Annotated in this window: 15 protein-coding genes and 1 tRNA gene; 8 read left to right on the top strand and 8 right to left on the bottom strand. The window is 43.9% G+C overall.

The features are described 5' to 3' along the window. Positions 1–539 precede the first annotated feature (539 nt). The 3 genes from LC653_RS17160 to petB form a co-directional block, all read right to left on the bottom strand. Positions 540–983, bottom strand: a complete 444-nt coding sequence (locus LC653_RS17160) for an ATP-binding protein (protein ID WP_100903086.1) — start codon at positions 981–983, stop codon at positions 540–542. Positions 984–1342: 359 nt separating this feature from the next. Further along, positions 1343–1825 carry a cytochrome b6-f complex subunit IV gene (gene petD / locus LC653_RS17155; RefSeq protein WP_069068452.1) on the bottom strand — a complete coding sequence of 161 codons (483 nt, stop codon included), beginning with the start codon at positions 1823–1825 and terminating at the stop codon, positions 1343–1345. A gap of 510 nt (positions 1826–2335) precedes the next feature. Continuing rightward, positions 2336–2983, bottom strand: coding sequence for a cytochrome b6 (gene petB / locus LC653_RS17150; protein ID WP_100900603.1), 648 nt, complete (start codon positions 2981–2983; stop codon positions 2336–2338). A 524-nt stretch (positions 2984–3507) separates the two neighbouring features. Here petB and ctpA point away from each other — a divergent pair. Both ctpA and LC653_RS17140 read left to right on the top strand, forming a co-directional pair. Beyond that, complete coding sequence (gene ctpA / locus LC653_RS17145) at positions 3508–4752, top strand: carboxyl-terminal processing protease CtpA (RefSeq protein WP_229495608.1); 1245 nt, start codon at positions 3508–3510, stop codon at positions 4750–4752. Positions 4753–5082: 330 nt separating this feature from the next. Continuing rightward, entirely contained in the window at positions 5083–5670 is a 588-nt protein-coding gene (locus LC653_RS17140) for a Uma2 family endonuclease (protein WP_229495607.1), read from the top strand. A 286-nt stretch (positions 5671–5956) separates the two neighbouring features. On the opposite strand, the gene LC653_RS17135 is transcribed toward LC653_RS17140, so the two are convergent. Next, entirely contained in the window at positions 5957–6688 is a 732-nt protein-coding gene (locus tag LC653_RS17135) for an MBL fold metallo-hydrolase (RefSeq protein WP_229495606.1), read from the bottom strand. Positions 6689–6989: 301 nt separating this feature from the next. On the opposite strand from LC653_RS17135, the gene LC653_RS17130 reads away from it, so the two are divergent. Beyond that, the gene (locus tag LC653_RS17130) at positions 6990–8510 is read left to right on the top strand and encodes a site-2 protease family protein (protein WP_229495694.1); all 1521 of its coding nucleotides are present in this window, start codon (positions 6990–6992) and stop codon (positions 8508–8510) included. A gap of 351 nt (positions 8511–8861) precedes the next feature. Here the strand turns inward: LC653_RS17130 and LC653_RS17125 are convergent, their stop codons facing one another. The 3 genes from LC653_RS17125 to LC653_RS17115 all read right to left on the bottom strand — a co-directional run bounded on the left by LC653_RS17125 (position 8862) and on the right by LC653_RS17115 (position 10738). After that, complete coding sequence (locus tag LC653_RS17125) at positions 8862–9428, bottom strand: phycobiliprotein lyase (RefSeq protein ID WP_229495605.1); 567 nt, start codon at positions 9426–9428, stop codon at positions 8862–8864. 75 nt (positions 9429–9503) lie between these two features. Then, the gene (locus LC653_RS17120) at positions 9504–10184 is read right to left on the bottom strand and encodes a HEAT repeat domain-containing protein (protein ID WP_229495604.1); all 681 of its coding nucleotides are present in this window, start codon (positions 10182–10184) and stop codon (positions 9504–9506) included. A gap of 469 nt (positions 10185–10653) precedes the next feature. After that, a tRNA-Ser gene (locus LC653_RS17115) sits at positions 10654–10738 on the bottom strand. Positions 10739–10844: 106 nt separating this feature from the next. Here LC653_RS17115 and LC653_RS17110 point away from each other — a divergent pair. From LC653_RS17110 to LC653_RS17090, 5 genes are all read left to right on the top strand, one after another. Next, complete coding sequence (locus tag LC653_RS17110) at positions 10845–11213, top strand: 2Fe-2S iron-sulfur cluster-binding protein (protein ID WP_229495603.1); 369 nt, start codon at positions 10845–10847, stop codon at positions 11211–11213. A gap of 70 nt (positions 11214–11283) precedes the next feature. Then, positions 11284–11829 (top strand): thermonuclease family protein, encoded by a 546-nt coding sequence (locus LC653_RS17105; RefSeq protein ID WP_229495693.1) that lies wholly within the window; start codon positions 11284–11286, stop codon positions 11827–11829. A gap of 102 nt (positions 11830–11931) precedes the next feature. Continuing rightward, entirely contained in the window at positions 11932–12744 is an 813-nt protein-coding gene (locus LC653_RS17100; protein WP_229495602.1) for an inositol monophosphatase family protein, read from the top strand. A gap of 74 nt (positions 12745–12818) precedes the next feature. Continuing rightward, positions 12819–13775, top strand: coding sequence for a J domain-containing protein (locus LC653_RS17095; RefSeq protein ID WP_229495601.1), 957 nt, complete (start codon positions 12819–12821; stop codon positions 13773–13775). Then, positions 13775–14989, top strand: coding sequence for an ATP phosphoribosyltransferase regulatory subunit (locus LC653_RS17090; RefSeq protein WP_229495600.1), 1215 nt, complete (start codon positions 13775–13777; stop codon positions 14987–14989). Before LC653_RS17095 ends, LC653_RS17090 begins: the two co-directional genes overlap by 1 nt. A gap of 181 nt (positions 14990–15170) precedes the next feature. On the opposite strand, the gene LC653_RS46265 is transcribed toward LC653_RS17090, so the two are convergent. Continuing rightward, a complete protein-coding gene (locus LC653_RS46265) occupies positions 15171–15314 on the bottom strand; it encodes a DUF6887 family protein (RefSeq protein WP_372478184.1) in 144 nt (47 codons plus the stop codon). Positions 15315–15450 lie beyond the last annotated feature (136 nt).

Here is a 15450-nt window from a genome sequence, read left to right as displayed (position 1 = left end):
CAAAATGGCACTTGTTGGAGAACATAAATTAAGACTCTCAACACTGCTGACAAATCTTAACAAAAGAGCTAGTCTAGCTCGAATGTTATCTTTACTGGATTCATTAATTCTTTTTATACAACAATATTCTTTATTTTACAAAATGCTCATAATAAACAAGCAATTTTACGTAAAAAACATATTACTCCAATCCAGATAATATTGAAAAAGGAGTATACTTTTATCAATCAAATAACTACATATTTGAGCAAACAGTTCCCTTGTGCTTCTGTTTTTAAGTGAATGGCTCAACTTTGGGAAAAAGTTCCACCCCTTGCGCGGCGACTATAGGAGAAGGAGAAGTTTTGTTTGTCCTACTCGTAATTATAATCAAGCTACGTGCAACATCTGCTAGACAAGACAAGCCTTCGTACCCTGGTACTCCTTCCCTACGCTACGCCTTTGCTCAAAACCCAAAATTGGTATCAGAAGTATTCTTACCTTCCTTTATTTTTGACTTTTGACTTTTGACTTTGCTGAAGGGGCTGACTGCTTTACTTTTACTTTTGTGCTTCTACAGAGTATTTAACGATGAGGAGGCAATTTCTACCATCTGCACCACGCTCGTATACAACACGATCAGCCAACCGCCTCAGGAGAAACCATCCATACCCACCTACTTGCAGCGTACCTGGCTCTGGCTCTGCGATCGCATCAGGATTGAAAGGTTTTCCATAATCCCAAATTCTAATCTCTAGTCGGTCAATCCACAGATAAATGTTAATTTCAATGGTTGTTTCTGGGGGTAAAGCATGATGAGCGTGACGAACAGCGTTGGTAAAGCCTTCTGCTAATGCTAAATTTAGGCGATCAAGTTGGGTTTTTGACCAGCCAAGTTGAGACAAATGTTGCAGACAAAATTGCTCGAACCATTCTTGCACCTGGTTTAGGAGACTGAGTTCGCTCTTAACCGTCAGATGGTCTTGCTGCACTATGCTAAACATTAACTGTGACTTAAATATAAGTAAACCCAAGTTGCTAGTTATTAAATTTTGCACTATTCGCAGAATTTCTCTGATATAGAAAAATCTAAATTGAGATATTCTATGTCCCAAAAGACAAAACATGAACGATTTTGGCATTTCGAGAATTGTAACTAGCAACTTACGTTAAGTAAGTGAAAAATGTTTGTAGTTGATGACTTTTTGGTGATTTTAGATTTTGGAATAGCTTTTCCATCTAAAACTTCAGATCCCAGATGCAATCTGAATTATTAAAATTGACGCCTGTAAATTTTTTTCAAAAGCACATCTGCATCTGCTTTTAAAACTCACAGGCGTCAAAGCACTTTGTGGTGACTAATTTAGAATAGTCCCAAGGTCAAAGATTTATCCAATGGCAAGGCAGCACCAATACCCAGCCACAAAGTGACAAGGGTACCAAAGAGGAACACTGTGGTTGCAACTGGACGACGGAAGGGGTTTTGGAACTTATTAACGTTCTCAATAAAGGGAACGAGGATTAGCCCCACTGGTACTGAACCCATTGCTAACACTCCTAAAAGTTTGTTAGGAAGCGATCGCAAAATTTGGAAGACTGGATACAAGTACCATTCTGGCAAAATTTCCAATGGTGTGGCGAAAGGATTTGCTGGTTCACCGGTCATAGCGGGATCTAGCACAGCTAGAGCCACAATCGCAGCGAAGGAACCCATGATCACGATTGGAAAGACGTAAAGTAGGTCATTAGGCCAAGCGGGTTCACCATAGTAGTTGTGACCCATGCCTTTGGCTAGTTTGGCTCTTAACTGAGGATCGCTCAGGTCAGGTTTTTTTTGTGTTGACATTTTGAAATATGCTCTCCTGCTTAAGTTAAATTAAAGCATTTGTGAAAACTATCAGCTACTAGTACAGGTCGGCGGAAATAAACCTACATTTCATTACAGTCAGAAAGCCCAAAATTTAAGCATGTGTGACTTTTGAATGCGTAACACTTCGACTCCTTTCGACTGCGCCCTTACTTCGACGCCGCCCTTACTTCGACGCCGCTCAGTACAAGTCGGCTACGCTCAGGACAAGCTCAGTACAAGTCGGCTACGCTCTCCCAAGGCTCAAGGCAAGTCGCTCAGTGTTAACTTTTGACTTCCGCCTTGCGGTACTAGGCAACCCTAGCAGGCGGCAAACAGCGTTTGTCTATTTACACTTAGCCGCCTGGAGAGTCTCTACAGCTTTAGCCTTCAGATACAAGTGTTTGTTTTTTGGAACTTATGTACAATTAATTTCTTGTGTTTCATAAGTTTAGAACAAACAACTTCATCTGAAAACTGACAAATGTTGCCTTTCGCGAATAACTGAGATTACAAAGGCCCAGAAATGCCTTGTTTGCGGATCATCAAGAAGTGAAACAGCATGAAAACTGCAATCAACCAAGGCAATACAAAGGTGTGTGCGCTATAGTAACGAGTTAGTGTTGCTTGACCAACACTCGAACCGCCGCGTAGCAAGTCGGAGATTAGAACGCCAACCACGGGAATTGCTTCTGGTACGCCGCTAACGATTTTCACAGCCCAGTAGCCAATTTGATCCCAAGGTAAGGAATAGCCTGTGACTCCAAAGGAGACTGTAATCACAGCTAGGATGACACCACTTATCCAGGTCAGTTCGCGGGGCTTTTTGAAACCACCAGTCAGATAAACCCGGAAGGTGTGCAAAATCATCATCAATACCATCATGCTGGCAGACCAGCGATGGATGGAGCGAATTAGCCAACCGAAGCTTACCTCATTCATGATGTATTCCACAGAGGAGAAAGCTTCAGTGACTGTTGGTCTGTAGTAGAACGTCATCGCAAATCCAGTGGCAAACTGGATGAGAAAGCAAACCAGGGTAATTCCACCCAAACAGTAGAAGATGTTGACGTGGGGAGGGACGTACTTACTAGTAACGTCTTCGGCGAGTGCCTGAATCTCTAGGCGTTCCTCAAACCAGTCGGAAACGTTGGCCATACAATCTCAAGTTCCTAAAAGTCGGTTGCGGTTGATAAATCCCGAAGTTCTGAATCGGCGACCAAAATTCTGATGATCTCAAGCCTCGGCATCCTGTGAGTTTGCCTTTAGGTTTTCCCGTTCGACAAAGGTGTTGTGCCACAGGCTAGGGTAGCAGCAGAATTGTCTATGGACTTCTCATAAGCCGCCGCTCGTGACTTCTCTCCCAATTAGCAATTTTGGGATTTTAGTAAAGGCGAGTTTTGTTTGCTTGTCAGCTTTTGGCGTGCTAAGAGTCTTCAGAAACTTTACACTCTGTAAAGAAGGAATATATTGCGATCTCTTTACGCCCCTGCACAGAAAATGGTGGACATAAAGTAGATTTTATCCTTTGATGAGTGGATACAACGCATCAGTTGACTGAACAACTTGATGAGAGGAATACACCACTTCTATAAAAAAAGTAACATAATCGAGAGATAGATTTCATCAACAACAGGGCAAGTGGGCATTTCTAGGCAATTTGGGTTGAGGTGAAATTGATAATGGGGTTCATGAACAAACAAGTCTTTCGGGTTGGATTTTCATTGTTAATGGCGTTTTGGTTGGCGTTGGGTACGCTCACGCAGCCGGCGATGGCTTTGACGACGGAACAAAAGCTGGTTTCGGAAGTTTGGCGAATTGTTAATCGCACTTATCTAGATGAGACGTTTAATCATCAAAACTGGGCAGCAGTCCGGCAAAAGGTTCTGGAGAAGCCACTGACAGACTCAAATGCCAGTTATGCGGCAATTGGGAAGATGCTCAAGAGCCTCGACGATCCTTTTACCCGCTTTTTAGATCCAGAACAGTACCGCAGCTTACAGGTCAATACTTCTGGCGAACTTACTGGGGTAGGATTGCAAATTGCCCTAAATCCTGAGACTGGGAACTTGGAAGTAGTTGCTCCCATAGCAGGTTCACCAGCAGATAAAGCGGGAATTAGACCACGCGATCGCATTCTCAAAATTGAAGGCGTTTCCACAAAAAATCTTACCCTAGATGAAGCTGCAACTAAAATGCGGGGCCCCAGTGGCAGCCTTGTTACTCTCCTGATCGAACGGGACGGAGAGGCAGAAACGGAAATTAGACTGACACGCGATCGCATTGCTCTTAACCCTGTGGTTTCAGATTTGCGTGTTTCTGCTGAGGGTACGCCCATTGGCTACCTTCGTCTTACTCAATTCAATGCCAACGCCTCAACGGAATTGGCACACGCTATTTCTAGTCTAGAAAAAAAAGGCGCTGCTGCCTACATTCTAGATTTACGAAATAATCCTGGGGGGTTATTACAATCAGGAATTGAAATCGCCCGTCTGTGGTTAGACTCTGGTACTATCGTCTACACTGTGAACCGACAAGGTATTCAAGGTAGTTTTGAAGCCTTTGGGCCACCCCTGACGACCGATCCTCTGGTGATTTTGGTGAATCAAGGAACTGCCAGTGCTAGTGAAATCCTCGCTGGCGCACTCCAAGATAATGGTCGTGCCCAGTTGGTAGGCGAAACCACCTTTGGTAAGGGACTAATTCAATCTTTATTTGAATTATCAGATGGTTCGGGCTTGGCAGTTACAATTGCTAAGTATGAAACTCCTCAACACCGGGATATCAATAAACTAGGTATTAAGCCAGATAAAGTGATTTCCCAAGATCCAATTAACCGTGACCAGATTGGCACGGAAGCGGATTTGCAATATCAAGCAGCAGTGGAACTTTTGAAGAAAAACTCGGTTGTGGCGGGGAAGGTGTAGAGACGCGATTAATCGCGTCTGTACAGGAGTATTGAGTAGAGACGCGATTAATCGCGTCTGTACAGGAGTATTGAGTAGAGACGCGATTAATCGCGTCTGTACAGGAGTTAGGAGTTCGCCTTGTTCCCAGTCATAGACTGGGAATGACCGAATAATTACCAATTCATAATTAATAATTAAAGAATGACATTAAGGTGCAATATCTTGTATCAATTGACTAACAAGACCATTTATTTATGGTTACTGAGCGTTTCACTGAGTGCTCACGTCGAAGTCTTGTTGAAGTGTGGGGATTGTTAATTTTAAATTTTGAATTCGGAGCAAAGCAACATGACTCAGACCACCTCAAATCAGATTCGTTGGACTAGTGCTGATTTAGAACTATTTCCTGACAGCGAATGGAAGCATTACGAAATCGTTGATGGAGAATTGTTTGTGACTCGCGCTCCACATCTAGGTCATCAAGACTCTGGGGGTCGTATTTATGCACGATTATTCTTTTGGTCGGAAGAAACCAACCTGGGTAAGCCTTTTTTTGCACCGGGTGTGGTGTTCTCTGATGTAGATGACGTGATTCCTGATGTGGTATGGGTCAAGCAAGAACGCCTAGCTGGAATTGTTGATGAATCTGGACATCTTACTGCTGCACCGGATTTAGTTGTAGAAGTCCTTTCTTTGGGTAGCCAAAATGAGCGCCGCGATGCCGAAGGCGGGCTACGCCTACGCGAAGTGAAACTGCGGTTATATTCTCTCAAGGGTGTCCTGGAATATTGGATTGTCAACTGGCGACTCCAGCAGATAGAGGTCTATCGGCGGGATGCGGGACAACTCAGGTTGGTAGGAACGTTGCGATCGGAGGATGAACTTACATCCCCTCTACTACCTGGTTTCTGCTGTCAGATCGCCCGTTTTTTTTAACAAGGGACTACAACGGTAGCTGAATGACAAATTTAGTTCCTTTGCCAAATTGGGAATTTACCGCGATTGCTCCGCCATGTTTTCCTACAATAATTTGACGGGCGATCGCGACTCTTAAGTTAGAATTCCCAGGACAATATCTTGCTTGACAAACGTTACAAAACTTGCATTGGAGATTGGGGACTAGTCATTAGTTAGAAGTTAGAAGTTAGGAGTTATTATTCTCCCCTGCTCCCTCTACTCCCTCTGCTTCCCCTGCTCCCCCTGCCCCCAGCAAGAACTGCCTCTAAAAAGGCTGTATCCGCAGCAAAGCTGATAAATCCAGAGAGGCGAGGTGTTGATAAGCCTGATCCATAAATCGCTTGCCTCTGAGAAAGCCTGTATTAGCACCGGGACAAATGTAGTGGAGAGTTTCTGGTGTAAAATTTTCTAACAAGAATCGAAGGCTCTGAATTTGCCTGGGCCAGTGAAAGGTTTTAGCTGTCCGTAATGGTACTGCTTCACCGTGCTGGTTAGGGAGTAAATGACGACCAGAAAACAATATACCTCCAAGTTCACTGTAGTATAAGCAAGATGAGCCGGGAGAATGACCTGGTGTCCAAATCACTTGGGCTACACCATCAAGTGTAAATTCCTGCCTAAAGGTAGTTAAGGTTAAGCCTGGTAACAAATAAGCTTCTTGCTCTTGAATCAGCACCTCGCAGCTAAAGATTTGCTGAAATTCAGCAGTCTTGCCAATCGCGCCTCGATGGGTGAGAAATAACCAACGCACGCCTCCATGCGATCGCAAAAAATCTTGATTTGTTTGGTCTAGGGCAGGGCAGTCTATGAGGATATTGCCTTCATTTCTTACAATAAGATAAGAGGTTCCCCCTAATGTGTCCCGATTGGGTGAAAAAGCAAAAATGCTCTCTTGTGCGAAATCCGATTGCAGAGAACCTCCGCTAGGAACTTCGTCAGGAAAAACAGCCCGTGGTGGCTTAGTTGTATGACTTGGCACTTGAGGTAAAGGGTACATAATCAAAGAACCCAAACTGAGGAGTTGTGGACAATCTGGTTACAGTGTGGAAATTCTAAAGATTGAACTGGGGATTGGGGATTGGGGACTAGGACTGGGGAAGATTTGAATGGAGATTGGTACGCCAACCAAATCTTAAAAGAATTTCTTCCCCAATACCCAGTACCTAATCCCCAGTACCCAATACCCAGTCCCCTGTTAACCATTGTGAAAAAAATTGGGATTTGAGGTCTGCCTTATAGTTAATGCTATGGTGCTGAAGCTACTGGCGGCGCGTTTTATCAAAATTACTGAAGATAACATGGCATTTTGGTTTCTGTTTATCCTCCTACTGGGGCTAGCTACTTATCTAATGGTGCAGCACAGCGTCGCTCAGATCACGCGGACGCCAGTATGGTTGTTGTGGCTGGTTTTAATGGCACCAGCATTACTGTTGAGTGGATGGACGCTGATGTATGGGCCGAAACAACCTCCGCCGCCAGCGCTGATTCTTTGGTCGATATTTGTCTCCACAGTGTTGTACTGGACGTTGTTTCAATGGGGGCGTCGATCGCCAAGAGATACACAGGCCCAAACCCAACCCCAAGCCTCAGAATCACAGCCGACTATCCAGCCTATTGCAGAACCAATAGTGCGTCCCATTGAGCCAACGGAAGAAACTCAACTACGAAATTGTTTTCCTTGGTCTGTATACTACGTTCAAAATATTGAGTATCGACCACAAGCCGTGATTTGCCGTGGTCAGTTGCGAACTAAAGCTAGCAACGCCTACCAGCAGATTAAAACTAATATTGAAGCACAATTTGGCGATCGCTTCCTGCTGATCTTTCGAGAAGGTATGGATAGCAAACCTTTCTTTGTGCTGGTTCCCAACACTCAAGCTGCTAAAGAGAGAAATACACCACGACGCGAACAGGAACGCTTAACTCGTCCAGGATTAGCACTTCTACTACTAGCAGCTACTTTGGTAACTACTACCTTGGTGGGAGTGGAAATTGCTGGTGTTTCTCTACCGCCTCTATGGCAAATTGGCTCTTTGTTCAAAGTTCTATCTAACCCAGATGTTCTATTCAAAGGATTGCCCTATGCTTTAGGGTTAATGACTATTTTGGGCATTCACGAACTTGGGCATTATTTGACAGCTAAATTCTACAAGATTCGCTCGACGTTGCCTTACTTTATTCCCATACCTTTCTTCTTGGGAACTTTTGGTGCATTTATTCAGATGCGTAGTCCCATTCCCAACCGCAAAGCTTTATTTGACATTAGTATTGCTGGGCCAATTGCAGGCTTTGTGGTGACTGTGCCATTACTAATATGGGGCTTGGCTCATTCTGACGTGGTTTCGATCACTGAAAAAACCCGACTTTTAAATCCTGATGCCCTTAATCCTAAGTATTCCATTTTACTAGCGGTACTCTCGAAGTTAGCCTTGGGTAGTCAGTTAACAGCAAAATCAGCCCTTGATTTGCATCCAGTTGCAGTAGCTGGTTTTTTGGGACTAATTGTTACAGCCTTAAATTTAATGCCTGTGGGACAGCTAGATGGAGGTCACATTGTTCATGCGATGTTTGGACAACGAACTGCGATGATTATTGGTCAAATTGCTCGCGTGTTGTTGCTATTACTGGCTTTAATAAGAGAAGAATTTTTGGTGTGGGCGATTATCTTATTATTTATGCCATTGATTGATGAACCTGCACTGAATGATGTCACTGAATTGGATAACCAACGTGACGTTTGGGGATTACTGGCAATGGCGTTGTTGATTGTAATTATTTTGCCACTACCGCAGGCGATCGCTAACTTTTTGCAAATTTAAAAAGTTTCAACGCCAAAAGAAATATATCTAAACTTTTTCCCAACTATGGAATCAACTACAGCTTGGTATTTTTTGATTGAGATTATTAACAATATTCAACAATAGTTCTCTTTAAAAATGTCTTTTCGTCCACAACTCAGTTGCCAGCAACTAATATTGTCCCCAAGTTCCCTGACAATTCAGGTCATGTGGAAAAGCTAGCGAAGACCTAACCCCCTAACCCCCTTCCCGACACGGGAAGGGGGAAAATTCAAAGTCTCTCTCCTTAAAGGAAGAGAGAAATAGAAGTGAGGTTTTCCAGATACCGTGAAAAATCAGCCTTACTTCCGGGGGGAATATTTTGTTATCCAACTAACTTGATACTGAATTAGCCGCCTCGGAAGCCTTCGCAGCTGGTGGAAAGCCACCCATACGAATCTCAGAAGTAAAGGAAGTGATACTAAATCCACCAAAACTCTTGAGGATATTTACCCGCATTCGTAAATTGGGGCTAGCAAACCACAGGCGCTCCTCTAACGACATGGTTTCATCCTCTATAGTTAGGATTAAAGCACCATCGCTGTCAAATTTATAATGTCCGGCAACTGGAATTTTATCGGCATCAACCACTTCCCGCAGTAACTTACCTTCAGCTGGATTATCTGCATCAGTTACAGAAACCAACACAGTTGAACCACTGTGTTTTGCTTGATCTTTCTCTATTGTGCCGTTCCAGGTAATTTTGGCAGCACAAGAGGCGGAACTAGAATTAATTTCGTACTGTTGACACAGTTTTATCACTTTTGGATCATCTAGTGCCAACGCCTCAATGATGATGTCTGACTTGCTATCTTCAGATTGGTTAAAAGCCAAATGTTGACTAGTACGATGAGAAAACCATTTACCAGTACTTAACTGAAAAAACTCTTCAATATTCATGAATAAAATTACCCTGCATCAAAATGCTAAAATTCCCACTTTATTATTATTAAAAGGTAGCAGGAAACTTTAATATTAAGCTTGATTGCCTATTTCCTCAAGCTTCTTGAGGCCAATCCTGGCTGCCTCAGCAACGTTGAAATGATTGTCTTTTTCCAGGTATTTTAAAGCTGAGATACTCTTGGGAGTAGGAAGATTACCCAAGGCTTCTGCCAAACGCTGCCTTACTAACCAATCATCTGATTGCGCGAAGCGCAGGATCTGATCCACTGACTCAATGTCTTGAATTTCTCCCAGTGCAGAGATTGCAGCTTGTTGCAATACTACTTCTTTGCTATCCAATGCCTGAATAAGTATTTGATGGGCACGAGGATCTTTAATGTTACCAAGAGAAACGGCTGCACTAAAGCGTACTAGCCAATCAGTATCTTCATAAAATGCCCGTGAAAGCACCTCGAAGGCTCTGGCATCGCCTAAATATCCTAAAGCACCAGCAGCATCAGCGCGTATCCCATAATCGGGGTCATTTTCGAGAATTTTGACCAAAATTGAATAACATTCTGGTGTCGGCTTGATTCCCAGAGCAAAAATTGCCATTGATCGCAGTTGCAAAGATTCGTCATCTAGTACCTTTTTAATCAAAGGAACTGCATCATCAGGGGACACATGACGCAGATTGGCTAGGGCTACCATGCGATCGCGTAAATTCGGACTTTCTAACTGAGTAGAAATTTCTTGTAAGCTTAGAGTTGCCATTTAATTCAAAGCGTTTTCTTTACTTATCTTAATTTACCCGATCCGTTCATCAGGCTGTCGCCATAGTGAAGTAGAAGTTTGGCGACTTTACAAAATGGCTCAATTATGAGTGAAAAATAAATAAATGTTACTTCCCGCTTAATCGTGTGGGTGCTAATAGGTTTCGTTAATGCTGGTACACGATATGAATGTTGGGTTTCGTTCCTCAAACGCCACTTGCTTCTCCCAAGGGGAGACGCTGCGCGAACAAGTCGGGAAACCGCAAGGGCGCAGTGGCTCCCCAACCTACGCCAGTTTTAGTTTTTAACCTTAACTAAACCATATTGGTTTATACGATATCTTTCCTGCGGGACGCTAACGCACTTTCAAAGGAGTTTTAAGGATATATTTGGCAATATCCTGCTGTTTATTTAACCTAACTATTTGTATAAGTCTGGTTCAAACTATATATTTAGACTAGGTTTGATAACGGAGAGGGGGGGATTCGAACCCCCGTTAAGTTTCCCTAAACAGACTTTCCAGGTCTGCGCCTTAAACCACTCGGCCACCTCTCCAGGTGCCACAAGTTACGATCATACTATAGAATCCCAGAAAATGCAAAGATAAAGAAAGATATTTTTGATTGAATCTGAAAGTCCCAATTCCAAAACGCAAATCCAGATGTCCCGTACATACACAATTAGAGTTCGCGATCGCGCCACTGGCAAAACACACACCCTACAAGTCCCAGAAGACCGCTACATTCTGCACTCTGGCGAAAAACAAGGGGTAGAACTGCCATTTTCTTGCCGTAACGGGGCTTGCACCACTTGTGCGGTGAGAGTTTTATCGGGAGAAATTTACCAACCGGAGGCGATCGGATTGTCGCCAGATTTACGTCGGCAAGGTTATGCCTTGTTGTGTGTGAGTTACCCCCGTTCTGACTTGGAGGTGGAGACACAAGACGAAGATGAAGTCTATGAACTCCAGTTTGGCCGCTATTTTGCTAGGGGGAAAGTTAAAGCGGGTTTGCCCTTAGATGAGGAATAAACAAATCAAAATCATCGTACCCCTACCGGGAACTCACCTACGCGCAGCAGCGGCCATAGGAAAAGTTCTAATGCCTATGCGTCTTGGTGATTGGGTGCAAAAAATAGCGATTTTGGCTTGCTTATTGCTTTTGGTGAGTTGCCAAGGTAAAAACCAGCTACCAAACAATGAGGCTCAAGTGAAAGTAGCGCGGGTAGTTAGTGGGCAAAGTTTGGAAGTGGTAGGCATGGCTGAACAACCAAATTTAATTTCCCAAGTGCGGTTAGTTGGTATTGATGCACCAGATTTGCGACAGCGGCCTTGGGGGGAAGCAGCAAAAGAACAGTTAGAGAATCTAATTGGTGGTGCAGAACAATCGGTAACGCTGGAGTTTGATTTAGAAACAAAAGACAAAATCGGGCGAACTCTAGCTTATGTGTGGAAAAATAAGGTGTTGTTGAATGAAGAATTAGTGAAACAAGGGAATGCAATGTTTGTTGAGCGATCGCCTAACCACAAATACAACCAGCGTTTAGAACGTGCCCAACAATGGGCTAGGCTCATGGGCCAAGGAATCTGGAACCCAGAAAAATCCATGCGCCTCACTCCCGCCGAGTTTCGCCGCCAAAATCTTTGAAGAGTGGGAGTGGGGAATGGGGGATGAGGGAGCAGAGGAAGCAAGGGGAGGCAGGGGAAGAAAACGAATGACAAATGACAAATGACCAATGACTAATAACTAATGACTAATCTACAAATTTTTCTAGATATTGCTACTGAAGCGGCCTTAGCTGCTGGTGTCATTTTGCAAGGTTACTTAGGTAAATTAGAAGACGCAATTATTGAAAAAGGTCGCCCTGGTGATTTAGTCACTGCTGCTGATAAAGCCTCAGAAGAGGTGATTTTAGAAATTTTGCGCCGCCATTTTCCCGATCACTCTATCCTTGCTGAAGAATCAGGGAAATTAGGTAATCAAGAGAATGAATACCTTTGGGCAATAGATCCCCTAGATGGCACAACCAACTACGCTCATCAATACCCATTTTTCGCCGTTTCCATTGGACTGTTAATTAATGGCGTTCCGCAACTTGGTGTAATTTATGACCCATTTCACAATGAGCTATTCCGTGCTGCTGCTGGCTTGGGAGCAACGCGTAACCGTCGCCCCATTAAGGTTTCGGTAACATCTGAACTGAATAAAAGCCTACTAGTGACAGGATTTGCTTACGATCGCCGCGAAACCTCTGATAACAACTACGCAGAATTTAGTCACCTGACTCATCTTACTCAAGGAGTCAGACGTAGCGGTTCCGCATCGCTAGATTTGGCGTATGTTGCCTGTGGACGTGTCGATGGTTACTGGGAAAGAGGGCTTTCTCCTTGGGATATTGCCGCCGGGATAATTTTGTTACAAGAAGCTGGGGGCAAAGTCACCGCCTACGATGGTACTCCCGTAAAAATTGAGTCAGGTAGAATTCTCGCAACAAATGGTTATATTCACGACTCCCTCTGTAGTGAACTTTTACAAGTTCCACCACTGTCAGCATGGGTTTAGCCGATGGGAGCTTTCCCTCTGACTTTGGGTAAACTAAAAGGAATCTAACTGCTGCTTTGGTGCAAAACCTCTATATGTCTTTCAAAATAGATCGTGGACTATTTAAATATGATTTCATAGATTATCACGCAGTATTGTGCGTTCCAGTGGATGCGGATGTCAAAGAAATTCGGAAACGTTATCTCAAAATCGCCCGCCGTTTGCACCCGGACAGTAGTTTTACTGAAAGTGCTAGTCAAAAAGAGCTAGGGAACGAATTGTTATCAAAGCTGGTTAACCCAGCTTACGAAAAACTGTGTGGCGATCGCACTCGCACCGAATATATTTTAATTTTGTCGCAAATTGGCAAGCGCCTGTTACAAGAATCTACTTCGGTGACTCTCAACACCGACTTGGCTAGACAGTTAGCCCAGACGCCTAATATGGATCATTTCTATAAAAGTGCGATCGCTAAAATCGGCGAAACTCAATATGATTCTTTAGAGCAAGTGCTGCAAGTTATTGCCCAAGTTAGTGAGTTAAATTTAGTGTATTTAATGCGGAGTGCAAGCAAATCATCCGCAGCGCCGCCGCCACCTGCTCAACCCAAAGTCCAGTCAGGTACACCTCAGTCAAATACACCAAAAAATCCACCACCACCACCAGCGCCACCAAAAGAAGACTCGATTGTAGAACAGTATGTTCGTCGCGCTCAATCTTTGATTGACAAAAACCAATTTGCCCAAGCCAAAGTAGAGTTGCAAGATGCCCTGAAGCTAGAACCTAAAAATAGTCACTGCCATAGCTTAATTGCAATGGTGTATTTGAAGCAAAATCAGCTAAAAATGGCAAAAATCCACTTCGACAATGCTCTCAAATTAGACCCCAATGACGAAGCGGCTCTGCAATGGAAACCTAAAATAGATAAAGCTATAGGACAACAACCTAGTGATCATAAGGTGACTTCATCCGCCAATAATGGAGATAAGCAACCAGATAAATCTGGTAGTGGTGGTTTGTTCGGTGGTTTGTTTGGTGGGAAGAAAAAATAATGGTGTATCAACCAGCAGCAGGAGCCAGGGATTTATTGCCCTTGGATGTGGAGAAAAAACGCTGGATTGAAGATAGATTACAGCAGGTGTTTCACCGTTGGGGATATCACAGGATTATCACCTCGACTTTAGAGCGTATGGATACTCTGATGGCGGGGGAAGCAATTCAGCGTCAGATGGTGATTCAACTACTACAAAATGGCGAAGATGATGAATTAGGGCTACGTCCAGAATTAACAGCATCCATTGCTCGCACAGTTGTCACTCGCATGGCAAATGCAACTTATCCGCAACGGTTGTACTACAACGCTAATGTGTTTCGCCGCACTTGGGAAAGTAGACACAATCGCCAGCAAGAGTTTTATCAAGCTGGGGTGGAATTATTAGGTGCTGGCGGATTGCTGGCAAATGCGGAAGTACTGCTGTTAGTAGCAGATTGTTTAGCAGCACTGGGGTTGCGGGAATGGCATTTAATTTTAGGTGAAGCGGGAATTACCCGATCGCTCCTGAGTGCCTTTCCTGCTAATTTACAAAATAAAGTTCGCAGTGCGATCGCTCATCTTGATCGCATTACTATAGATACTTTACCCCTAAGTGACAAACTACGCGATCGCGCCCGAACCATGCTGGATTTGCGCGGCCTTAGTGCAGACGTGTTGCAAAAAGTTAGTAGTTTGGATCTAGATGAAGAACAGCGAGAGGCAGTGAATAACCTCAAATCCCTAGTAGAATTACTGGAATCAGAGAAAAAATTTCCCTTAATCCTCGACCTCAGCCTCATCCAGACCATAGACTACTACACGGGTATCGTATTTGAAGTTGTCAATGATACCGAATCCCAAGCCAGAGTTTTAGGGCGTGGTGGTCGCTACGACCAGCTTTTGGGGCTATATCATCCCCAAGGAGAAAACATCCCCGGAATTGGTTTTGGACTAAATATCGAAGATTTATACCAAGAGTTGTTATATACTCAGCAATTACCACAAGTGACTCCAGCGAGTGACTGGTTGGTAGTAGCAGAGACGGCCAGTGCTAACGCTGCCGCCTTTACCTACGCGCAAAAACTCAGAGATTCTACTGATTTGGTGCGCGTAGAAATTGATTTGGGGGGAAGGGATGCAGACGCTATTCGCCAATATGCAAGCGATCGCAGCATTGCCCAAATTGCTTGGATCAAAGCTGATGGCTCACCAAAAATTGAACCATTGCGTTAATGGGTATTGGGCATTTGTCATTTGTCATTTGTCATTTGTCATTAGTCATTGGTCATTGGTCATTGGTCATTAGTCATTAGTCATTAGTCATTCGTTTTCTTCCCCTGCCTCCCCTGCTCCCTGCTCCCTGCCCCCTGCTCCCTCATCTCCCTCATCCCCACTCCCCACTCCCCACTCCCTTTTACCTTTCCTGAGTTTGCTGTTTGATGTGTTCTAGAAACTCTTCAACTGTAACTGTTTTCCCCTGATTACGAAGACGTATCGCCATTGCATGAATAGCATCCTCATCGTCTCTATGAGCCAAGATGTACTCTCTAAGGCTCAACTGCCGAGTTTAGAACTAGTAATGAATACAAAACTCACCTTGACAGCGCTAGTGCCGAATGTTAGCTAAAAATCCTCTGCTTGTTTGGGCACCTCCTAATAAAGTTTTGTAAATAATTTGAATTACCCCTGTCTCT

The organism is Nostoc mirabile CHAB5784 (assembly GCF_020829645.1).
GTDB classification, from domain to species: Bacteria; Cyanobacteriota; Cyanobacteriia; order Cyanobacteriales; family Nostocaceae; genus Nostoc; species Nostoc mirabile.
Note: the sequence above shows the minus strand (reverse complement) of the source record. Positions and strands in the feature narration are given on the sequence as shown.